The sequence below is a fragment of the Gordonia sp. GONU genome (assembly GCF_024733855.1).
In the GTDB taxonomy this organism is placed as follows: domain Bacteria; phylum Actinomycetota; class Actinomycetes; order Mycobacteriales; family Mycobacteriaceae; genus Gordonia; species Gordonia amicalis.
Window position 1 is genome coordinate 96013 of record NZ_JANRHB010000002.1, and the last position, 19945, is coordinate 115957.

Annotated in this window: 23 protein-coding genes; 11 read left to right on the forward strand and 12 right to left on the reverse strand. The window is 66.5% G+C overall.

Annotated elements, in window-relative coordinates; all coding sequences use genetic code 11:
- Nucleotides 1–28: 28 nt before the first annotated feature.
- Both NWF34_RS02395 and NWF34_RS02400 read left to right on the forward strand, forming a co-directional pair.
- Nucleotides 29–850: a crotonase/enoyl-CoA hydratase family protein gene (locus tag NWF34_RS02395; RefSeq protein WP_024499325.1), complete on the forward strand. Its 822-nt coding sequence runs from the start codon at nucleotides 29–31 to the stop codon at nucleotides 848–850.
- 16 nt (nucleotides 851–866) lie between these two features.
- On the forward strand, nucleotides 867–1862 hold the full coding sequence (locus tag NWF34_RS02400; RefSeq protein ID WP_024499326.1) for a TIGR03617 family F420-dependent LLM class oxidoreductase: 996 nt from the start codon (nucleotides 867–869) through the stop codon (nucleotides 1860–1862).
- 27 nt (nucleotides 1863–1889) lie between these two features.
- On the opposite strand, the gene NWF34_RS02405 is transcribed toward NWF34_RS02400, so the two are convergent.
- On the reverse strand, nucleotides 1890–2927 hold the full coding sequence (locus tag NWF34_RS02405; RefSeq protein WP_024499327.1) for an LLM class F420-dependent oxidoreductase: 1038 nt from the start codon (nucleotides 2925–2927) through the stop codon (nucleotides 1890–1892).
- Nucleotides 2928–3019: 92 nt separating this feature from the next.
- Here NWF34_RS02405 and NWF34_RS02410 point away from each other — a divergent pair, with 92 nt between their 5' ends.
- From NWF34_RS02410 to NWF34_RS02420, 3 genes are read left to right on the forward strand one after another with little or no spacing between them, the layout of a single operon-like run.
- Nucleotides 3020–4051: a Zn-ribbon domain-containing OB-fold protein gene (locus NWF34_RS02410; RefSeq protein WP_258324153.1), complete on the forward strand. Its 1032-nt coding sequence runs from the start codon at nucleotides 3020–3022 to the stop codon at nucleotides 4049–4051.
- Nucleotides 4051–5100, forward strand: coding sequence for a thiolase domain-containing protein (locus tag NWF34_RS02415; protein WP_024499329.1), 1050 nt, complete (start codon nucleotides 4051–4053; stop codon nucleotides 5098–5100). The genes NWF34_RS02410 and NWF34_RS02415 overlap by 1 nt, the downstream gene beginning before the upstream one ends.
- On the forward strand, nucleotides 5100–6278 hold the full coding sequence (locus tag NWF34_RS02420; protein WP_024499330.1) for a thiolase domain-containing protein: 1179 nt from the start codon (nucleotides 5100–5102) through the stop codon (nucleotides 6276–6278). Before NWF34_RS02415 ends, NWF34_RS02420 begins: the two co-directional genes overlap by 1 nt.
- 43 nt (nucleotides 6279–6321) lie before the next feature.
- Here the strand turns inward: NWF34_RS02420 and NWF34_RS02425 are convergent, their stop codons facing one another.
- From NWF34_RS02425 to NWF34_RS02445, 5 genes are all read right to left on the reverse strand, one after another.
- Nucleotides 6322–6870, reverse strand: a complete 549-nt coding sequence (locus NWF34_RS02425) for a carboxymuconolactone decarboxylase family protein (protein ID WP_024499331.1) — start codon at nucleotides 6868–6870, stop codon at nucleotides 6322–6324.
- Complete coding sequence (locus NWF34_RS02430; protein WP_024499332.1) at nucleotides 6867–7508, reverse strand: hypothetical protein; 642 nt, start codon at nucleotides 7506–7508, stop codon at nucleotides 6867–6869. The genes NWF34_RS02425 and NWF34_RS02430 overlap by 4 nt, the downstream gene beginning before the upstream one ends.
- A complete protein-coding gene (locus tag NWF34_RS02435; RefSeq protein WP_024499333.1) occupies nucleotides 7505–7984 on the reverse strand; it encodes an RNA polymerase sigma factor in 480 nt (159 codons plus the stop codon). The genes NWF34_RS02430 and NWF34_RS02435 overlap by 4 nt, the downstream gene beginning before the upstream one ends.
- A gap of 180 nt (nucleotides 7985–8164) precedes the next feature.
- On the reverse strand, nucleotides 8165–8614 hold the full coding sequence (locus tag NWF34_RS02440; RefSeq protein ID WP_024499334.1) for a nuclear transport factor 2 family protein: 450 nt from the start codon (nucleotides 8612–8614) through the stop codon (nucleotides 8165–8167).
- On the reverse strand, nucleotides 8611–9930 hold the full coding sequence (locus tag NWF34_RS02445; protein WP_309148620.1) for a cytochrome P450: 1320 nt from the start codon (nucleotides 9928–9930) through the stop codon (nucleotides 8611–8613). Before NWF34_RS02445 ends, NWF34_RS02440 begins: the two co-directional genes overlap by 4 nt.
- Nucleotides 9931–10274: 344 nt before the next feature.
- On the opposite strand from NWF34_RS02445, the gene NWF34_RS02450 reads away from it, so the two are divergent.
- Nucleotides 10275–11438 carry a steroid 3-ketoacyl-CoA thiolase gene (locus tag NWF34_RS02450; protein ID WP_024499336.1) on the forward strand — a complete coding sequence of 388 codons (1164 nt, stop codon included), beginning with the start codon at nucleotides 10275–10277 and terminating at the stop codon, nucleotides 11436–11438.
- An 8-nt stretch (nucleotides 11439–11446) separates the two neighbouring features.
- Nucleotides 11447–11944 carry a nitroreductase family deazaflavin-dependent oxidoreductase gene (locus NWF34_RS02455; protein WP_258324156.1) on the forward strand — a complete coding sequence of 166 codons (498 nt, stop codon included), beginning with the start codon at nucleotides 11447–11449 and terminating at the stop codon, nucleotides 11942–11944.
- A gap of 593 nt (nucleotides 11945–12537) precedes the next feature.
- Here NWF34_RS02455 and folE read toward each other — a convergent pair.
- Both folE and NWF34_RS02465 read right to left on the reverse strand, forming a co-directional pair.
- Nucleotides 12538–13113 (reverse strand): GTP cyclohydrolase I FolE, encoded by a 576-nt coding sequence (gene folE / locus NWF34_RS02460; protein WP_035760632.1) that lies wholly within the window; start codon nucleotides 13111–13113, stop codon nucleotides 12538–12540.
- 53 nt (nucleotides 13114–13166) lie between these two features.
- Nucleotides 13167–13604: a DoxX family membrane protein gene (locus tag NWF34_RS02465; RefSeq protein ID WP_024499339.1), complete on the reverse strand. Its 438-nt coding sequence runs from the start codon at nucleotides 13602–13604 to the stop codon at nucleotides 13167–13169.
- Nucleotides 13605–13684: 80 nt separating this feature from the next.
- Between NWF34_RS02465 and NWF34_RS02470 the strand changes: the two genes are divergently transcribed.
- Nucleotides 13685–14407 (forward strand): metalloregulator ArsR/SmtB family transcription factor, encoded by a 723-nt coding sequence (locus NWF34_RS02470; protein WP_024499340.1) that lies wholly within the window; start codon nucleotides 13685–13687, stop codon nucleotides 14405–14407.
- A 107-nt stretch (nucleotides 14408–14514) separates the two neighbouring features.
- Here NWF34_RS02470 and NWF34_RS02475 read toward each other — a convergent pair whose 3' ends face one another.
- Both NWF34_RS02475 and NWF34_RS02480 read right to left on the reverse strand, forming a co-directional pair.
- Complete coding sequence (locus NWF34_RS02475) at nucleotides 14515–14946, reverse strand: hypothetical protein (RefSeq protein ID WP_024499341.1); 432 nt, start codon at nucleotides 14944–14946, stop codon at nucleotides 14515–14517.
- A complete protein-coding gene (locus NWF34_RS02480) occupies nucleotides 14946–15575 on the reverse strand; it encodes a carbonic anhydrase (protein WP_081712460.1) in 630 nt (209 codons plus the stop codon). The genes NWF34_RS02475 and NWF34_RS02480 overlap by 1 nt, the downstream gene beginning before the upstream one ends.
- A gap of 144 nt (nucleotides 15576–15719) precedes the next feature.
- Between NWF34_RS02480 and NWF34_RS02485 the strand changes: the two genes are divergently transcribed.
- Nucleotides 15720–16151 carry a MarR family winged helix-turn-helix transcriptional regulator gene (locus NWF34_RS02485; protein WP_024499343.1) on the forward strand — a complete coding sequence of 144 codons (432 nt, stop codon included), beginning with the start codon at nucleotides 15720–15722 and terminating at the stop codon, nucleotides 16149–16151.
- A 141-nt stretch (nucleotides 16152–16292) separates the two neighbouring features.
- Here the strand turns inward: NWF34_RS02485 and NWF34_RS02490 are convergent, their stop codons facing one another.
- On the reverse strand, nucleotides 16293–16913 hold the full coding sequence (locus tag NWF34_RS02490) for a TetR/AcrR family transcriptional regulator (protein WP_024499344.1): 621 nt from the start codon (nucleotides 16911–16913) through the stop codon (nucleotides 16293–16295).
- 133 nt (nucleotides 16914–17046) lie between these two features.
- Between NWF34_RS02490 and NWF34_RS02495 the strand changes: the two genes are divergently transcribed.
- Complete coding sequence (locus NWF34_RS02495) at nucleotides 17047–18291, forward strand: cytochrome P450 (RefSeq protein ID WP_024499345.1); 1245 nt, start codon at nucleotides 17047–17049, stop codon at nucleotides 18289–18291.
- Nucleotides 18292–18306: 15 nt separating this feature from the next.
- Here the strand turns inward: NWF34_RS02495 and NWF34_RS02500 are convergent, their stop codons facing one another.
- On the reverse strand, nucleotides 18307–18912 hold the full coding sequence (locus NWF34_RS02500) for a TIGR03086 family metal-binding protein (protein ID WP_024499346.1): 606 nt from the start codon (nucleotides 18910–18912) through the stop codon (nucleotides 18307–18309).
- 88 nt (nucleotides 18913–19000) lie between these two features.
- Between NWF34_RS02500 and NWF34_RS02505 the strand changes: the two genes are divergently transcribed.
- Nucleotides 19001–19942, forward strand: coding sequence for a YafY family protein (locus NWF34_RS02505; RefSeq protein ID WP_024499347.1), 942 nt, complete (start codon nucleotides 19001–19003; stop codon nucleotides 19940–19942).
- Nucleotides 19943–19945: the final 3 nt, after the last annotated feature.

The following is a 19945-nucleotide window of genomic DNA, read 5'->3' on the forward strand; positions in this document are numbered from 1 at the left end:
AAGTGCGGAATATGACCGGGAGACAGCGATGACCACAGCCACCCCCACCGAGTCCGTCACCGACAAGGCTCCCGAGTGCCTCGTCGAGAAGCGCGGGCACATCCTCATCGTGACGATGAACCGTCCGGAGGCGCGCAATGCACTCTCGACCGAGATGATGCGGATCATGACCGAGGCGTGGGACCAGGTCGACTCCGATCCCGACATCCGGGTCGCGATCCTCACCGGCGCGGGCGGTTACTTCTGCGCGGGCGCCGACCTGAAGAGCATGAACAAGCAGGCCCCTGGCGACACCGTCGACTCCGGCGCGTGGAACCCCGCGTCGTTGCCCGCCCTGCTCAAGGGCCGTCGCCTGACCAAGCCGCTCATCGCCGCGGTCGAGGGCCCGGCCATCGCCGGCGGAACCGAGATCCTGCAGGGCACCGACATCCGAATCGCCGGCGAGAGCGCGAAGTTCGGCGTGTCCGAAGCACGGTGGGGTCTCTACCCGATGGGCGGCAGCGCCGTGCGCCTGGTCCGGCAGATCCCGTACACCGTCGCCTGTGACATCCTCCTGACCGGCCGGCACATCACCGCGCGCGAGGCGCTCGAGTACGGCCTCATCGGGCACGTCGTCGACGACGGCAAGGCACTGGACAAGGCTCTGGAGCTGGCCGAGAAGATCGCCGCCAACGGACCACTCGCGGTCCAGGGCATCCTCAAGACCATCCGCGAGACCGAGGGCCTCCACGAACTCGACGCCTTCGCGATCGACGCCGAGATCGGCATCAAGGTCTTCAAGTCGAAGGACGCCAAGGTCGGGCCCCGCGCATTCGCCGAGAAGCGCACCCCGGAGTTCACCGGCGAGTGAGGACCACCGAGCACCGGTGAGAATCCACACCGCACTCTTCGGTCCGCAGCAGGCGGCCGAACGCGCCCGGGCACTGCGAGACGCCGGGATCGACGGGATCTTCACCTTCGACGGCCCGCATGACGTCTTCAGCCCGCTGTTCGGCGCGGCCGGCGTCGACGGCGTCGCGCTGATGACCAACGTCGCCATCGCGTTCCCGCGAAATCCGATCACGGTCGCCCATCAGACCAACGACCTCCAGCTGCTCAGCGGCGGCAGGTTCACCCTCGGACTCGGCACGCAGATCCGACCGCAGATCGAGAAGCGGTTCGGGGTGCCGTTCGAGCGGCCGGTCGACCGGATGGTCGAGTTCGTCTCCGCACTGCGGGCGATCTTCGACTGCTGGCAGAACGGCACCCGGCTGGACTTCGACGGCGAGTTCTATCGGCACCGCCTCATGACCCCGATGTTCAACCCGGGACCCAACCCACACGGCATGCCACCGATCTACGTCGGCGCCCTGGGACCCCGACTCACCCGCGCCGTCGCCGAACATGCCGACGGCCTGCTCGTCATGCCGTTCACCACCGATCGATTCGTCCGCGAATCGATCCTGCCGCGCGTCGACGCCGGCCTGGACGCGTCCGGACGTACCCGCGCGGACTTCGCGGTGGTCCCGGAGATCATCGTCGCCACCGGTCGCACCGCGGAGGAGTTCGACACCTCGGTCGACGCGGCCCGCCGTCTCCTGTCCTTCTACGGGTCGACGCCCGCCTATCGACCGGTGCTGGAGATGCACGGCTACGGGGACCTCCAGACCGAGCTGAACCTGCTGTCGAAGCAGAGCCGCTGGGCGGAGATGGCCGGTCTCGTCGACGACGAACTCCTCGAACTCATCGCCGCACACGGCAGTCCACGCGATGTGGCCGCGACGATCCGCGCACGGTCGCACGACATCGCCACGGATGTCGCGATCTACCAACCGTTCCCGCTCGCCGACGAGACGCTCGCGGAGATCATCGACAGCCTCTGACCCCTTGCTGCCCGAGCGATGAGGCGACTACACCAGCGTCGCCAACTGCCGGATCGTCTCGGTGTCGCGCGCGGTGACCATCAGCATCGTCACACCCGCGCCCTCCCATTCCTTGATCTGCGCGCGGACCTCGTCGGCGGTACCGACGAGCATCGTCTCGCGGACCATCTCGTCGGGGACCGCGGCCATCGCCTCGGCCTTCTTGCCGCTCAGGAACAGACTCACGATCTCGTCGACCACGTCGCCGTAACCCATGCGCTTGTAGAGCTCAGCGTGAAAGTTCTTCTCCTTGGCGCCCATTCCGCCGACATACAGCGCGGTCGACGGCCGGTACCGCTCGATCGCCGACGCCACGTCGTCGGTGATGACGACCTGCACCGTGGCCGCGACCTCGAAGTCCTCACGACTTCGGCGTGCTCCGGGACGTGCGAATCCCTCGTCGAGCCAGGAGTTGTACTGATCGGCGAGCCCGAGGCTGAAGAAGATGGCAAGCCAGCCGTCGGCGATCTCGGCGGTCTGCGCGACGTTCTTCGGCCCCTCGGCGCCCAGCCAGATCGGGAGGTCGGCGCGCAGCGGATGTGTGATCGGTTTGAGCGACTTGCCGAGGCCGGTGGCGCCGGGCGCGTCGGCCGGGTACGGCAGCGGATAGTGCGGTCCGGCACTCGTCACCTTGTCGGCGCGGGCGAGGACGTCACGAACCACCTGAACGTACTCACGGGTGCGCGCCAACGGTTTTCCGAAGGGTTCGCCATACCAGCCCTCCACCACCTGCGGCCCGGAGACACCGAGGCCGACGATGTGCCGGCCGTTCGACAGGTGATCGAGGGTCAGCGCGTGCATCGCCAGCGAAGTCGGCGGCCGCGCCGACAGCTGGGCCACCGCGGTGCCCAACCGGATGCGCGACGTCGCCGCACCCCACCACGCCAGCGGCGTGTAGGCGTCCGATCCCCAGGACTCCGCGGTGAACACCGCGTCGAATCCGCATTCCTCCGCGACCGCGATCAGCTCCGGCGCGTTCGGGATCGGATCGGCACCCCAATATCCGAGTTGCAGACCGAGCTTCACTCGCATTCCCCTTTCGCCGGCCGCGGAGATTCTCACAGCCTGACATGCGTCTTGTGCCCAATACTAGAACGTGTTCTACTCGAGATGTGAGCATGAGCGTAACGTCTCCGGTTGCCGGCAGTCCCATCGCCACGGTGCCCGAGCCGAAGTCCCCGATCCTGACCGCTCCCCTGATCAACTCCTTCGACTACACCCGGTCGCTGGGCCCGGTGCTGAGCCAGTTCGCTCTCGCACTGCGCGACGGCCGGATCGTGGGGTCGAAGGGCAGCGACGGCAAAGTGTCTGTGCCGCCGGTCGAATTCGATCCCGTCACCGGACAACAGTCGACGGAGATCGTGGAGGTCTCGACCGTCGGCACCGTCACCAGCTGGACCTGGCACGACGACCCGGTGCCCGGACAGCCGCTCGACAAGCCGTTCGCCTGGGCGCTGATCAAACTCGACGGCGCGGACACCGCACTGCTGCACGCGGTTTCGGTCGACTCTCCGTCAGAGATCTCGACCGGCCGGCGCGTGCACGCGGTCTTCTCCGCCGCACGGATCGGCCGCATCGACGACATCGCCTACTTCGCGCCGGGCGAGAACACCGACGCCGCACCGGAGAACACCGCCGATGCCCCGAAGGGCGCCGACACCGGACTCGTCGTCATCCCGACCCCCGTCACCACCGAGATCACGCACTCCGCCAACGAGGAGGAGTCCGTGTACCTCGAAGGACTGAAGGCGGGCAAGCTGATCGGCACCCGGATCGGATCGGGAGTCGACGCGGGGCGCGTGTACTTCCCGCCCCGCGGGGTCAGCCCCGCCGACGGGTCGCCTGCCGTCGAACGCGTCGAACTCGCGCACACCGGCATCGTCACGACGTTCTGCATCGTCAACGTGCCGTTCCAGGGCCAGCGGATCAAACCGCCGTACGTCGCGGCCTACGTACTGCTCGACGGCGCCGACATCCCGTTCCTGCACCTGATCCTCGACTGCGAGGCCGCAGACGTGCGAATGGGCATGCGGGTCAAGGCCGTCTGGCTCCCCGAGGACGAGTGGGAGTACTCGATCGGCAACATCAGCCACTTCGCACCCACCGGCGAACCCGACGCCGAATACGAGACCTACAAGGATCACCTCTGATGACACTGCCACCGATTGCGATCATCGGGTTCGCCCACAGCCCCAACGTCGTGGGCACACATGGCACCACCAACGGTGTCGAGATGCTCATCCCGTGCTTCGACAAGCTCTACGCCGAACTGGGTATCGCCCGCACCGACATCGAGTTCTGGTGCAGCGGCTCGTCGGATTACCTTGCCGGACGCGCCTTCTCGTTCATCTCCGCGATCGACTCGATCGGCGCGATGCCACCGATCAACGAGTCCCACGTCGAAATGGACGGCGCGTGGGCCTTGTACGAGGCGTGGGTGAAGATCGCCACGGGCGAGGTCGATCTGGCACTCGCCTACGGCTTCGGCAAGGCCTCGGCGGGCAACACCGATCAGACCCTCGCCCTGCAGACCGACCCCTACACGGTCGCGCCGCTGCATCCCGATGCCCGTTCGCTGGCCGCGCTGCAGGCACGCGCCGGCATCGACGCCGGGACCTGGACCGAGGCCGACATGGCGGCCATCGGGGCCCGCACCTCCGGCGGATCGGTCGACGACCTGCTGACGAGCGACTACGTCGCGAATCCGCTGCGCCGCCACGACATCGCGCCCTACACCGACGCGGCCGCCGCGGTCGTCATCGCCAGCGAGCGCAAAGCCCGTGAGCTGGTGGCGAACCCGGCGTTCGTCACCGGTTGGGACCATCGCATCGACACACCGAACTTCGGGGCTCGCGACCTCACCGTCTCGCCGTCGACAAAGCTCGCCGGCGACACCGCATTCGGCGACGCGAACCGCGCCGTCGACGTCGCCGAGATCCACGCGCCGTACTCACATCAGGAGATCATCGTGCGCAACGCCCTGGGCCTCCCCGATTCGGTCCGGATCAACCCGTCCGGCGGGGCACTCGCCGGCAACTCGCTGTTCTCGGCCGGACTCCAGCGCATCGGGTACGCGGCCCACGAGATCCTCAGCGGCAACGCCGGAACCGCCGTCGCCCACGCGTCGAGCGGTCCGCTGCTGCAGCAGAACATGGTGGTCACCCTGAGCGACCAGAACAACGCGGGAGGCGAAAACTGATGGGGCACAAGAACCGTGCGGCGGTCCTCGGCACCGGCCAGACCCGCTACGTCGCCAAGCGATCCGACGTCACGATGGCCGGCATGGTCCGCGAGGCCATCGACGGGGCACTGATCGATTCCAAGGTCTCCCTCGACGACATCGACGCGATCGTCATCGGCAAGGCTCCCGACCTCTTCGAGGGGTCGATGATGCCCGAACTCGCGATGGCCGAGGCCATCGGCGCGGTCGGCAAGCGCCTGATCCGCGTGCACACCGCCGGCTCGGTCGGCGGTTCGACGGCGAACGTGGCCGCATCCCTGGTCTTCGCGGGTGTCCACAAGCGCGTGCTCGCCGTCGCGTGGGAGAAGCAGTCCGAGTCCAATGCCATGTGGGCGCTGTCGATCCCCGTCCCGTTCACCAAGCCGGTCGGCGCCGGCGCGGGCGGCTTCTTCGCGCCGCACGTGCGCTCCTACATCCGCCAGTCGGGCGCGCCCGAGCACATCGGCGCGATGGTCGCGGCGAAGGATCGTCGCAACGGCGCACTCAATCCCCTGGCACACCTGCATCAGCCGGATCAGAGCGTCGAGAAGGTCATGAGCTCGCAGATGCTCTGGGACCCCATCCGGTACGACGAGACGTGTCCGTCGTCGGACGGTGCGTGTGCGGTCGTGATCGGTGACGAGCAGGTCGCCGACGACGCGGTCGCCGCCGGCAACCCGGTGGCCTGGATCCACGCCACCGCGATGCGAACCGAGCCGCTGTCCTTCGCGCACCGCAACGTGGTCAGTCCGCAGGCCGGCCGGGATGCCGCTGCCGCCCTGTGGAAGTCGGGTGGCATCAGCAACCCGCTCGACGAGATCGATGTCGCGGAGATCTACGTGCCGTTCTCGTGGTTCGAACCGATGTGGCTGGAGAACCTCGGGTTCGCCGCCGAAGGCGAGGGCTGGAAGCTGACCGAGTCCGGCGACACCGAGATCGGTGGTCGTATCCCGCTCAACGCCTCCGGTGGCGTGCTGTCGTCGAACCCGATCGGCGCGTCGGGCATGATCCGCTTCGCGGAGGCCGCGATCCAGGTCATGGGCAAGGCCGGCGACCATCAGGTCGACGGTGCTCGCAAGGCCCTGGGTCACGCCTACGGCGGTGGCTCACAGTACTTCTCGATGTGGCTCGTCGGGGCCGACAAGCCCCTGCACTGACCAGCTTGTAGTGGCATTCGTGCGCGTCATCAGCGCACGAATGCTACGCAATCCGTTCGGGCAGAGCGCATGCCGCGCCGTCGGACATCCCGGTCGGCCGGACACCCAACGACTGATTGAGACGAGCCCGCTGGTTCTCCCAGGCGACGGTCATCGCCAGTTCGACGATCTGCGTCTCGGTGAGGTGTTCGGCGAGGCGTCGACGCAGGTCGGCGAGATCCTCGCCCACCGCCGGAGTCAGCGTCATCGCCTCGGCGTAGGCGATGACGAGTTTCTCGACCTCGCTGTAGGCCGCCGAGTCCCGGTACCGCGGGAGGTCGCGGATCTGCTGTTCGGTGACGCCCGAACTCGTCGCCAGCACCGAACCGATGTCGAGACAGAACTCGCAACTCACCATGCCCGCCGCCTTCAGCTCGGCCAGGTCTTTGAGTTTCGGGTCCATCTTGTTCGACAGCAGCATCGCGGTCTCCACCCCGACCGTCGCCCCGGCCAGCAGCGGACGGCGTCCGATGTGCCGGATGAGGTCGGTGCGGTGCCGTTTCGCCTGCCCGAATGCGCGGATGAAGTTTCGGATTCGATGTAGTGCTCTCATATCCGTCCTTCCGGTCGGCGTCGGCGGCTGTAACGCCATGCGACCAAGTATGTGACGAGCAGCACAATGGCCGCCAGCCCCACCGATCCGTGCGCGACCGCTCCCCAGGCGAAGACCCCGATCTCGTGCACGCCGCGGCCGCCCATGATCAACCCGAGCGGCACCCCGACGATCACCGCGACCGGCAACCAGCGACGTCGCGTCGAGGCCACCGCGATCGCGGCACCGATCGCCATGAACGCCAGACCGCCGTCGATCATCGCGTGCTGGTTGTGCGGCTCGCCGAGCGAGGTCGAGATCCATTCGCCGGCAACCATGTTGACCACCCCGTGGACGACGAGCACGAGGCCGAGCACCGCCGCAGCAACCTGCGCGATCGACCACCGCCACCGACCGGTCGCTCGTGGTCTCGAATAGGCGATCCGTGCTTCGACGGCGGCATAGGTCGACGCGGAGGGCTGACGACGGAAGGCGTTCGCCACCAACACCAGGTCGGGGTCGACCGCACCCGGTCGGGCGGTGCCGGCCAGGACCGCGGCGATGTCGTCGTCGAGACGTTCGGCGGCCGCGACCTCCGCGGGATCGAAGGGCGAACCGGTGTCGTACGGATCGTGGTCGTACGGATCATGCGACGTCACTGTGGCATCACCTCCCTCAGCTTCGCCACGCCCCGGTAGACGAGCATCCGGGCGGCGGTCGCCGAGATACCCATAGTGGCCCCGATCTCCTCCGAGGTCAGCTCGGTGGCGAATCGCAGCGTGACCGCCTCGCGTTCACGTGGGGTGAGTACCCACAACCGGCTGCGCACGTCGTCGACGTCGGCGGCCCGCAACATCGCCGTCTCCGGATCATCCGACGCCGCTTCGGGTCGATCGGTGTCGGCACTCACCTCGGCCACGGGTACCTCTCGTGCGCTGCGCGCCCACCAGTCGGCGACGACATGCCGAGCGATCCCGATGAGCCACGCGCCGACCGAGCCGCGCCGATCGTCGAAGCCGTCCCAGGAGCGGATCGCCTTGGCGAACACCTCCGCGGTCACATCATCGGCATCGGCGTTTCCGGGCACGCGCGTACGCACGTAGCGCCACACCCCCGCAACGTGTTCGCGGTACACCGCGTCGAACTGGTCGATCGCGCCGGACTCCGAGTCCTCACACCTTTCGTGTCGTCGTTTCTCCTCGACACATCTTCCGTCGCGATGCTGCGGGCGTAACGGCCGGTTCGAGAAAAATCGCCGCGGGTGGGACAGGTGAGGTCTTCACCGGTCCCGCCCGCGGCGGTTGTCGTGCGTCGGTCAGGCCTTGCGGACCGAGTTGATCGTCTTCTCGACCTCCCAGTAGGCCCTCAGCGCGGAAAGCCGGCCTTCGGCGTCGGCGTGATAGGTGAACACACCCCGCGCCTCGGAGACGTGACCTGCGATGTGGGTGACGATGCTGCCGATGTAGGCGACCTCGTTCCCGCAGATGATCTCCTCGTCGAAGCGGAACTCGATGCTCTCGGTGGTCGCGATCGACTTGTCCCAGAACTCCGAGATGCGCTCGTACCCCCGGAATCCGACACCCTCCGGATCGAACATCGAGGGACCGACCGGATCCTGGACGATCGCGTCCGGCGCGAAGTTGTCGATCCACGCCTGCTTGTCGCGGGACTCCACGAATTCTCGTGAACGACGACCCGCCACGACCGCGGGATGGTTCTCGCGGTCGATGTCCAGGTAGGCCGGCTTCGGGTCTGTCGCGGTCACTTCGTCCCGTAGTCGACGCGGAGTTCCTTGACGCCGTTGATCCAGCCGTGACGCAGACGACGCGGCGCGGCGACCTTGGTGATGTCCGGGACGAGATCGGCCAGTGCGTTGAACATCAGGTTGATCTCCATGCGCGCCAGGTTGGCGCCGATGCAGAAGTGCGCACCATTGCCACCGAAGCCGACGTGCGGGTTCGGGTCGCGAAGGATGTTGAACGAGAACGGATCGTCGAACACGTCCTCGTCATAGTTGGCCGAGCCGTAGAACATGCCGACGCGCTCGCCCTTCTTGATGTCGATGCCACCGATCTGAGTGTCGCGCTTCGCGGTCCGCTGGAAGCAGTTGACCGGGGTCGCCCAGCGGACGATCTCGTCGACGGCCGTCGCGGGGCGCTCCTTCTTGAACAGTTCCCACTGGTCGGGGTTGTCCAGGAAGGCGTTCATGCCGTGGCTGATGGCGTTACGCGTGGTCTCGTTGCCGGCCACGGTCAACAGGATGAAGAAGAAGCCGAACTCGGTCTCGTCGAGGTGCTGCCCGTCGATGTCGGCGTTCACCAGAGTGGTGACGATGTCGTCACCCGGGTTCCGCCGCTTCTCCTCCGCCATCGTGTAGCCGTAGCCGAGGATTTCGGCGTTGGCCTGCTGCGGATCGGTGTTGTAGTCCGGGTCGTCGGCGTTCATCATCGAGTTCGACCAGTCGAACAGCTTCTCGCGATCCTGCTCCGGGACACCGAGGAGGTCGGCGATGGCCAGCAGCGGCAGGTCCACGGCGACATCCTTGACGAAGTTGCCGCTGCCCTTCTGCAAAGCGCGCGTGACGATCTCGCGGGCGGCGTCGTCGAGCTTCTCCTCCAGCGAATGCACCGCACGAGGGGTGAACAGCTTGGAGACCAGCTTGCGCAGACGGGTGTGCTCCGGCGGATCGTGGTTGATCAGCAGCGCCTTGGTGATCTCGATCTGCTCGGCGGTCATCTCGTCGTCGAAACGCATGATGACGCCGTTGGCGTTGGTCTCCCAGTCATCGTTGTTCTTGGAGATCTCGCGGACGTGGGCGTGCTTCGAGATCACCCAGTAACCGCCGTCGTGGAAACCTCCACCCTTGCCGGGCGCCTGGGCGTTCCACCAGACCGGCGCGGTCTTACGGAGCTGCGCGAACTCCGCCACCGGGATTCCCTGCTCGAGCAGGTCGGGGTTGGTGAAGTCCCAACCCTCCTGCTCCATGAACGCACACTTCGCGACTACGTCGGAAGGGCTCGTGCGCGCAGAATCCGCCGTGGTCGGCTCACTGCCGATCGGGGCACTCTGGGCCTGGGTCACGTCACACCACCTCGCTGGAGATTTAGAACCTGTTTCAATCTCATTAGACCACATTGTGACACACGCGACAGCCCTGGATGAGAACTTGTTCTAGTTTCTGGTTCGCCCACCCGCCCCACCTGCGGAGTTCGGCCGTCGGGGACGTAACATCCCATGCATCCCGGTACGCACCCGAAGTCCGGCGGAACGTGCTTCGACCCCGCCCAGACCGGCCTTCCGATGCTGCCCATGGACGCAAACATAGAACATGTTCTAGCTTGATTGCACGGCCTCGACACCTCCGTCGAAGTGCCGTCGACCCGCAGACGACGGACGAGGTCCGCCGGGTGAACGAAGGAGTGAAGATGGGCGTTCCGGTCATCGTGGAAGCAGCACGCACGCCGATCGGCAAGCGCGCCGGGTGGTTGTCGGGCCTCCACGCAGAGGAGTTGCTGGGCATCATGCAGCGCGGTCTCATCGAGAAGGCCGGAATCGACCCGGCCCTCGTCGAGCAGGCCATCGGCGGCTGCGTCACGCAGGCAGGCTCGCAGGCGGGCAACGTCACCCGCAAGGCCTGGCTTGCGGCCGGACTCCCCGAGCACACCGGCGCCACGACGATCGACGCCCAGTGCGGATCCGCCCAGCAGGCCAATCACCTCATCGCCGGGCTCATCGCGTCGGACGCCATCGAGGTCGGCATCGCCTGCGGCGTGGAGACCATGACCGCCGTGCCGCTCGGCGCGAACGTCGGCACCAATGCCGGCCCGTACCACGCGGACTCGTGGAATGTGGACCTGCCGAATCAATTCGAGGCAGCGGAGCGGATCGCCAAGCGACGCGGCATCACGCGTGCCGACGTCGACGCACTCGGCGAACGAAGCCAGCGCCTCGCCCGCCAGGCCTGGGACGAAGGACGCTTCGACCGTGAGGTGCTCACGTTCAAGGCGCCCGAGCGGACCAAGGACGGCGAGCTGACGGGCAACATCATCGACGTCAGCCGCGACCAGGGCCTGCGGGAGACCACTCTCGAATCCCTCGCCGCACTCAAGCCGGTCATCGAGGGCGGCATCCATACGGCGGGCACGTCGTCGCAGATCTCCGACGGCGCCGCGGCCGTGCTGATCATGGACGAGGCGAAGGCCCGTGCCCTCGGCCTGACCCCGCGCGCCCGCATCAAGGCTCAGGCGCTCGTCGGCTCGGAACCGCACTTCCACCTCGACGGCCCGGTCCAGGCCACCGAACGCGTCCTGGCGAAGTCGGGAATGTCGTTGTCCGACATCGACATCGTCGAGATCAACGAGGCCTTCGCATCGGTGGTGCTCAGCTGGGCCCAGGTCCACAACGCCGACATGGATCGCGTCAACGTCAACGGCGGCGCCATCGCTCTCGGCCACCCCGTGGGCAGCACCGGGTCTCGCCTGATCACCACAGCGCTGCACGAACTCGAGCGCCGCGACGGACAGACCGCCCTCGTCACGATGTGCGCGGGTGGCGCGATGGCCACCGGCACCATCCTTGAACGCATCTGAGCAGGCGGATGCCCTTCCTCGACCCGGACAAGAAGCCGGCACAGCTCGATTCGCCGATCGTCAGCACACTCATCAAGGTCGGGTCGCGGGTGAACACCCGGCTGTACAAGGCGACCGGCGGCCGGATCGGCGGCACGTGGCGCGTCGGCGCGGGACTCAAGAAGCCCGCGCCGGTGTGCCTGCTGACCACCATCGGCCGTAAGTCGGGCGAGCCCCGAACGGTGCCCCTGGTCTACCTCCGACGCGGTGACCGGTTCGTCGTCGTCGCCTCCCAGGGCGGTTCGGCGAAACATCCTGCGTGGTACCTGAATCTGCGCGACAACCCGAGCGTCACCATCCAGCTCGGCAAGGAGAAGTTCGACCACGTGGCCCGTACCGCCACCGAGGCGGAGCGAGCGGAGCTGTGGCCGGAGCTGGTCAAGGTCTACGCGGACTTCGACACCTACGTCGCCTGGACGGACCGGACGATCCCGGTGGTGATCTGCGAGCCGGCCGCTGCCGCCTGAGGAGCGCGACACCTCTGGTGCCTGATCGGAGAGAACGCGACACACCAGCAGTTCGACCGCCGACTGCGGTGATCGTCGATTACATCGATGCTCACAGGGACCGGTTCTCCGGTCGCCTGCCACCAGAACGGCCCCGTCAGCAACCGACGAGGTTTCGCTGGTCTGAAAGCCCACGCCTGCGGCCTCGGACACCAGCACGATCAGCAAGATGTCAGTGAATCCGAGTCCGCCGGCTTCCCGCTGGCCCACGATCCGCATCAGGACGAAAACGACGAGGAACATCACCGTGCCCCGCACGACTAGCTAGATTGGTGGAACGGTGAAAAGGAGGACCGACGACCACTGCATTCGCTCGATCCAACCACACCGATGTGATCGAGACGTCGGCCATGTTTTGCGCTGGTTTGTATGACGGCACCTCCCGACTCGGGCCTGGACTCATGCTCCGCCCTGCACACGGCGACGGTCACGACCAGCGTCACGCCTGCGCTGGAACCTTGGGTAGCCCACGGGGCCGCCGGAGCGACCCTCGACGAGGGCCGCGCCTCACCAAGTCGTATGGGCCTACCTGCGCCACGCCACGTCTTCAGACCTCAGACGACTCCCGCGAGAGCTAAGAACTCCTGACGCGATCGGGCATCTTCCCGTAACAGACCTTGCATAGCGGAGGTGACGGTGCGCGAGCCGCTCACCCGCACCCCGCGTAGTGACATGCACATGTGCTCGGCTTCGATCACCACGCCCACCCCCTTGGGCGCGAGGTGATTCTGTACCCAGTTGGCTATCTGCTGGGTGAGGCGTTCCTGCACCTGCAGGTCGCGGGCGAACAACTCGACCACGCGGGCTAGTTTGGAGAGCCCGAGGATACGGTCACCCGGCAGGTACCCGACATGCGCGATCCCGTGGAACGGCAGCAGGTGATGCTGGCACAACGACTGCACTGGGATCGACTTGGCCACGACTAGTTCGTCGTATCCCTCCTCGTTGGGGAAGGTCGTCAGGTCGAACTGTCGGGGCGAGAGCATCTCGGCGAACGACTGCGCCACCCGTTTCGGTGTATCAACCAGGTGCTCCGATGTCGGGTCCTGTCCCAACGCCACCAGCAGATCGGCCACCGCTTGCTGTGCCGCATCGAGGTCGAAGTCATTGCCCTCGTGGACGACCCGCATACCTCGACGGGCGCCGACACCGGACGGACCAAGCGCCGGCTTCGCGGCGGGTGTCATGCTCGACGCCTCGGCCGCGCCGGGCTGTAAGCGACCGCCAGGCGCGCCAACGCCAAGGCGCCGACAAAGAGTCCGAAGTCTCGTAACGCCACATCGTAGAAGCCGGGGACGGTCAGCAGGTTGATGATGATGCCGGCAAGCCACGCCGCGACCAGCAGCGCGCCATATCGCGGTATCACCGCCACGACGAGTCCTGCGAAGATCTCTACGACGCCGACCACGTACATCGCCTGCTGGCCCGAGCCGGGCACGATGTCGTTAACCCACGGCGCCAGGTACATCGGCCAGTCGACGAGCACGTTGAAGAACTTGTCCAGCCCGAACAAGATAGGTGCGACGGTAAACACCGTCCGCAACAATAGAAACGCCTGGTAAGCCGGGTCTCCCCGAAGTCCCGGTCCGGCCGCCGGATGCTCGGAAGTCTTGGTGCTCATTTTCACGCCCTCCTCTATCGACAGGATTTGTTAACGTTAGAACCGGCGAGACTGTTACGTCAATAGAGATGGGTTTTAGAATGTCAACCGACGACGCCGATACCCGGGAGAGCACGATCTCCGCGGTCGCTGCGCTCGATGAACCGACCCGACGACGGTTGTACGACTACGTCGCCAGACGAACCGAGCCGGTGAGCCGCGACGATGCGGCGCAGGCACTCGACATCCCCCGCAACACCGCCGCCTTTCATCTCGAGCGACTCGCCGACGAGGGTCTCTTGGCGGTGACGCACGAACGCCGGACCGGGCGTAGCGGTCCCGGCGCCGGGCGCCCCACGAAGCTGTACCAAAGATCGAACCAGCAGATCGATCTGTCCCTGCCGCAACGTCGCTACGAGTTCGCCGGCCAACTCTTTGCCGCAAGCATCGAAGAAGCCGCCGAGTCAGGGGACTCACCACGCGCGGTACTCGAACGGCGGGCCGCCGAGTGGGGACGAGATCTCGGCAACGCGGTCCGCGACGATTCCGTCGCGGGCGGCCCTCAGACAACGCTCATGTCTACGCTCGACAAGTACGGGTTCGAGCCCGTGTTGACTGCCGGAGAGATCCTGCTGCGCAACTGTCCGTTCCACCGGCTTGCACAGCAACACACCGAGCTGGTGTGTGGCATGAACCTCCACCTCCTCGACGGTGTGCTGGACGGCCTCGAGGTCACCGGGCTTGTTGCCAACCTCGAGCCGATGGCCGAGTATTGCTGCGTCCGGTTTCGACCGGCCGACCAGCAAGAGCGATCAGAGAGTTGACGGAGGCGATGTCACACCGCGCGAATCCGGGCGCTAGCGCCCTCTTCGACTCCGTGAGCGCTGGGGTGCGAGTCGGTCCAACAGCAGCACGGTGGTGCGTTCGGCCGCTAACCGACCGCGCCGAGTAGCAGGATTCCGGCAACCAGCAGAGCGATCACCTTGGCGCTCTCGGCCGCAATGTAGGCGTAGTGCGCCTTCGATCGGGGTTCATCGTGCCCAGCGAGAATTCGATCGGACCGGCGGGTGAGAGCCGGTCGGATGCCCGCGAGCTGGGCAACGAGCAACACCACCGCGACCACTGCCGCGACGAGCGCATCGGTCGGCCAGCCCCCGACGACCACGGTCACCAGTAACACCACGGCCAGCGCCGCCTCAGCCGTGTTCAGGGCACGAAAAACCAGGCGGCCGATACCGAGCCCGATCCGAACATCGACCCCCGGGGCCCGGAACTTCACCGGCGCCTCGATGAACGAGATCGCGATGACCATGCCGAGCCAGACGAAGATCACCGCGATCGCAGTCAGGGCAGCAGCACTCATCACGACCTGCTACGCGGCGGATCGACCTCGAGGTCGCCGAGACTGCTGCATACGTTGACCTGCCCCTCGCCCAGTCGGTAGGTCAGGCCGAGGATTCCGACCTCTCCGCTCTGCACCTTCGAAGCGACGATCCCGCTGCGCTCGGTGAGCATGCGCGCGGTCTCCTGCACGTGGCGCGCCACGAACTCGTCGACGGTGGTGAGGCCCTCGCTGCGACCGATCAGAATGCTGGGCGTGATGCGTTCAACCACATCGCGGATGTGCCCGTCCGGCAGCGACAGGTCGTCCAGAGCCGACACGGTGGCGCCTACACCACCACAACTGTCATGCCCGAGCACGATGATCAAGGGCACATCGAGCACGCCCACAGCGAACTCGATCGATCCCAGGACCGATGCATCGAGGACGTGGCCGGCGGTACGGACGACGAACATGTCGCCGAGGCCCTGGTCGAAAATGATCTCGGCGGCCACCCGGGAGTCAGAGCAGCCAAAGACAACGACCTTCGGGTTCTGACCCTGGGCCAGACGTCGCCGCGCGTCGGCACCCTGGTCTGGATGTCGGACAGATCCATTGACAAAACGGCGGTTGCCCTCGCGAAGGTCACGCCATGCCTGGGTGGGAGATATCTGCAACTTCACGGCCCTCCTCGTCGAACACTGCGATGTGTGAACTGTGGAACTCGAGCATTAGTATCGCATCACGATATGTTTCGCTTGTGTCGGGTGGACGGAGCAGTGTGACACCGACTGGAGTGCAACGGAGGTGATGTCGTGACCGATCCCACGCCGGCTCCGCTGTCGAAGGACGACTTCGTTGAGTTAGCTCGGTTCCGCTTCGGGATCCGCCGCTACTTACGGTTCAGCGAACGAACCGTGCGTTCCCATGGCCTCACCCCGCAGCAGTACCAGCTGCTACTCGCCCTACTGGGCGAGCCAGGACGCGAATGGGCCACGATCCAGGAACTCGCAGATCGGCTACTGGTACGTCACCACAGCGCGGTGGAACTCGTCGACCGGGCGCAGGAGCGTGGCCTGGTGCGGCGCAGTCGCGACCCCGAGGACGCGCGGCGGGTCCGCGTGCAAATCACCACCGCAGGCTGGGACCTGATGTCGCGCCTGAGCGCCATGCATCGCAACGAGCTGCAGGAACTGCTGCCCCTGCTCAACCCACCGGCCCGCCCGATCGACGACACCTACGACTAGTGCTGTGTGGCAACAACATGCGTTGTGCCAGCAGAAACGCGCAAGCAAACGTCACCGCGCGGTGACGTGCGCGCGTCGTCGCGGGCTGTAGCAGTGCGTCGATGGCGCCTCAGGGAGCGAGTACAGGCGCCGGCTCGCACCTCAGGGAACGACCGGGCCCTGTCGCGCGAGCTCCCGAACCGCGGCACCGGTCCAGGCGTCGAGAAAAGCCCGGAGTTCGGCGCCGGTCCGGTGCGACTCGGCGTCGAGGACCATGGATTGCAGTGTGCGCAGGACGATCTCGGCGATGAAGTCCCGCGCGGCATCGTCGTAGCCGTGATCGGCCCAGCTCACCTCGAGCCGGTCGACCATCGTCCGGGCGAATCGTCGTGCGTCGTCGGAGGTGAATCCGCCGACCACCGGCACGCTCAGCTTGTCGGCCCGCAGGAGTAGCCCGACGTAGTCGTCTTCGGCGAGCTCCTCGAGTACGGCGGCGATGCCCTCGACGAGGGCCGCGTCGGGTTCGGCGATACCGGCCAGTCGTGTCATCACCCGTTCGAGCAGTCCTTCGACGGCGTCGAGGGCGGTCGCCGACAACAATTCCTCGGTGCCGGAGAAATAGCGGTACACCGTCTGCCGGGTGACCCCGAGTTCACGTGCCACGTCGGCGATGCTGGTGGCCGTGCCACGCCGGTCGATGGTCGTGCGGGTCGCCGCCAGGATGCGCGCGACCGCCTCGGCGTCGTTGACGGGTACCCGACCGCTCCAACCATGTGTGCGCATCAGCTCATGAGCCTACCGTCACCAGTCCGTTTGCCCGCGTCTCGAGCAGATCATACGCATGAGCCGATGATGTATGGTGTGGTGATGTAGCACACATCGCGTACATGCGTGCTCGTCCACCCGGAGGTTCGAGATGACGACACCGACGAAGGTCAATCCGTTCCGCGACGGTTTCGACTTCACCGATCCCGATCTACTCCAGCAGCACGGCATGCCGGTCAAGGAGTTCGCCGAGCTCCGCCGCACCGCACCCGTCTGGTGGAATGCGCAGCCGGTAGGTACATCGGGGTTCACCGACGGTGGTTTCTGGGTGATCTCCAAGCACGCGCACATCCGCGAGATCTCGAAGAATCACCAGTTGTGGTCCACGAACGCGAACGGCGCGATCCTGCGCCTCCCCGATTTCGTCACCCCGGACCAGATCGAGCTCACCAAGGCGTTGCTCATCAACCACGACCCGCCGGAGCACACTCGACTGCGAAAGATCGTGTCGCGCATGTTCACTCCGCGGGCGGTAGCACTGCTCAAGGACCAACTCGCGGCCTCGGCTCACGAGATCGTCGAGACCGCCGCCGCCAAGGGCAGCGGCAATTTCGTCGACGACATCGCGGTGCATCTACCCCTGCAGTCGATCCTCGACCTCATCGGTGTCCCGCAGACCGATCGCGAGCGGCTGCACGTGCTCGTCGACGCGATGATCAACAACGACGACCCCGACGAGACCATCGACCCGGCGACCGCGAACGCCGAGGTACTCGCCTACGCATATGCGATGGCGGAGGAACGTCGCAAGAACCCGACCGACGACCTCATCACCACCCTCATCGAGGCCGACATCGACGGCGAGGGCATGACCGAGATCGAGTTCGGCTTCTTCGTCGTCCTGCTCATCACCGCCGGCAACGAGACAACCCGCAACGCGACGTCGCACGGGATAAACGCCTTCCTCGACCATCCGGAGATGTGGGAGCTCTACAAGCGCGAACGCCCCGCAACGGCCATCGAGGAGATCCTGCGGTGGTCCACCCCGGTCCATGGATTCCAGCGAACCGCCCTGACCGACACCCGAATCGGCGACGTCGATATCACAGCCGGCCAGCGCGTCGGGTTGTTCTACAGCTCCGCGAACTTCGATGAAGAGGTCTTCGACGACCCGTTCACCTTCGACATCACGCGAGATCCCAACCCGCACCTGTCCTTCGGCGGCAACGGCGCCCACTTCTGCATCGGCGCCAACCTCGCCCGACTCGAACTCAACCTGATCTTCAACGCGATCGCCGACACCCTGCCCGACATCGCCCGGCTCGGCGAACTGCGTCGTGTGCGATCGGGCTGGCTGAACGGGGTCAAACAGCTCGACGTCTCCTACCGGAACTGAGCCAGCCGGACCGGTTCACCGCGTCGCGGCCGGAATCCATGCGGCGGAACGGCGTCCGGACCAGTTGGCCAGCGTCTCGGTCGGCCCGGCGCCGGCCCGCGGCTCGACGACGACGCCGAAGGGAACGTTCGGGTCCTCGCGGATCTCGGCGGGGATGAACTGACGCGCGATCGCGAGCGTCGCGGCGGCGGCTTCCGGGACGGCTTCGGACGGCTGTCCGGTCGCCACCGCGAGATCCCAACCGTGCACCAGACTTTCGTTGACATAACCCCACAACGCACCGGCGCCGGGAACCTCACCCCACGGGACCTGCACCGGCGCGGTGAGCGTTGCGTCGTCGGACCAGAGTTCGAGGGCACGAGCCACGACCGCCGCATACTCCTGCGCGTCGAAACGGTCGGCGATGAACGGCATCGACCGCACGTCGACTCCCTTGGGCAGGGCGGCCGCGCGCTGCGCCGTCGCAAGCAGATGGGCCCCGAGAGTGCGGACGTCGAAGTCGTCGCACGGCGTCGGGGCGTCGAACTGGTCGGCCGTCACCGCGGAGAGCAGTTCGGTGACCCAGGTGGTGGCGGTCGCGAAGACCGGGCGCGGATCCGGCGGTGTGGTCTGTGCGTTCATGGTCTTTCCTTTCCTCGGTGTCTGACGAGTCCAGTCAAACCGCGAAACCTGACATCTTCTGTCATGTTTGTGCGAGATGATCCTCGGCATGCGCGCCGAACGCCTCATCGCGGTCCTGATGCTGCTCAAGAAGCACGATCGGGTGACCGCGTCGACGATCGCCGTCGAACTCGGGGTGTCGGAGCGAACCGTGCTGCGCGACATCGAGGCGCTGTCGCTGTCCGGAGTCCCGGTATATGCCGAGCGCGGCCGGCATGGCGGCTTCTCGCTTGTTCCCGGCTATCGCACCGACCTCACCGGACTGACCGTCGAGGAGGCGACCGCGTTGCTCGCCGGCACGGGGCGGCTCGATTCGCCGGCCTTCGCCAGTGCGATGCGCAAGGTGACCGCGGCACTGCCCGAGGCCTACCGGGGTTCCGCGGTACGGGCCGCACAGCGAGTTCTGGTCCGCCCCGAGGGCTTCGTACGCACGCCGGAGGATCTCGATGCACTCGATCCCGTGCAGTTCGCGGTCTTCGCGGGCAGGCGCATCCGCACCCGGTACCGCCCGCGTGGGGTGGGCGAGGCACGGGAGCGGATTCTCGATCCGATCGGGCTGATCATCGCGGGTGACACCTGGTACCTCGTCGCACACGGTGCGGGTGACCGGACCGAGGAACGGATGTACCGGTTGTCGCGGATGAGCGAGGTGGAGATCCTGGACGAACCGGCGGTGCGCGACGCAGACGTGGACCTGGAAGAGATCTGGCAGCGGCGTCGTACGGCCTTTCGTTCCTCGTTCGATCCGGTCGACGTCGTCGTCGAGTGCGCCCCCGACGATGTCGATCGGGTCCGCGCGATCGCGCTCTCCTCGGGGACGAGGGGTGACGCCGCAGATCGTCGACGCGTCGAACTCCGGTTCGCCGACCGCCGGCATGCCGCCGGCGCGTTGTGGGCGGCGATGTTCGACCTCGACATCGCGGTCCTCGAACCGCAGTGGGTCCGGGAGTCGTTGGCCGACCGGGCGCGAGCGGTCCTCGCCCGCCCCTGAAAT

Excerpts from the sequence above, each read along its gene's own strand:
- NWF34_RS02395 (WP_024499325.1), top strand. The coding sequence starts at position 29 with ATGACCACAGCCACCCCCACCGAGTCCGTCACCGACAAGGCTCCCGAG.
- NWF34_RS02410 (WP_258324153.1), top strand. The coding sequence starts at position 3,020 with ATGAGCGTAACGTCTCCGGTTGCCGGCAGTCCCATCGCCACGGTGCCC.
- NWF34_RS02415 (WP_024499329.1), top strand. The coding sequence starts at position 4,051 with ATGACACTGCCACCGATTGCGATCATCGGGTTCGCCCACAGCCCCAAC.
- NWF34_RS02420 (WP_024499330.1), top strand. The coding sequence starts at position 5,100 with ATGGGGCACAAGAACCGTGCGGCGGTCCTCGGCACCGGCCAGACCCGC.
- NWF34_RS02425 (WP_024499331.1), bottom strand. The coding sequence starts at position 6,870 with ATGAGAGCACTACATCGAATCCGAAACTTCATCCGCGCATTCGGGCAG.
- NWF34_RS02450 (WP_024499336.1), top strand. The coding sequence starts at position 10,275 with ATGGGCGTTCCGGTCATCGTGGAAGCAGCACGCACGCCGATCGGCAAG.
- NWF34_RS02455 (WP_258324156.1), top strand. The coding sequence starts at position 11,447 with ATGCCCTTCCTCGACCCGGACAAGAAGCCGGCACAGCTCGATTCGCCG.
- folE (WP_035760632.1), bottom strand. The coding sequence starts at position 13,113 with ATGCGGGTCGTCCACGAGGGCAATGACTTCGACCTCGATGCGGCACAG.
- NWF34_RS02465 (WP_024499339.1), bottom strand. The coding sequence starts at position 13,604 with ATGAGCACCAAGACTTCCGAGCATCCGGCGGCCGGACCGGGACTTCGG.
- NWF34_RS02470 (WP_024499340.1), top strand. The coding sequence starts at position 13,685 with ATGTCAACCGACGACGCCGATACCCGGGAGAGCACGATCTCCGCGGTC.
- NWF34_RS02475 (WP_024499341.1), bottom strand. The coding sequence starts at position 14,946 with ATGAGTGCTGCTGCCCTGACTGCGATCGCGGTGATCTTCGTCTGGCTC.
- NWF34_RS02490 (WP_024499344.1), bottom strand. The coding sequence starts at position 16,913 with ATGCGCACACATGGTTGGAGCGGTCGGGTACCCGTCAACGACGCCGAG.
- NWF34_RS02495 (WP_024499345.1), top strand. The coding sequence starts at position 17,047 with ATGACGACACCGACGAAGGTCAATCCGTTCCGCGACGGTTTCGACTTC.
- NWF34_RS02500 (WP_024499346.1), bottom strand. The coding sequence starts at position 18,912 with ATGAACGCACAGACCACACCGCCGGATCCGCGCCCGGTCTTCGCGACC.
- NWF34_RS02505 (WP_024499347.1), top strand. The coding sequence starts at position 19,001 with ATGCGCGCCGAACGCCTCATCGCGGTCCTGATGCTGCTCAAGAAGCAC.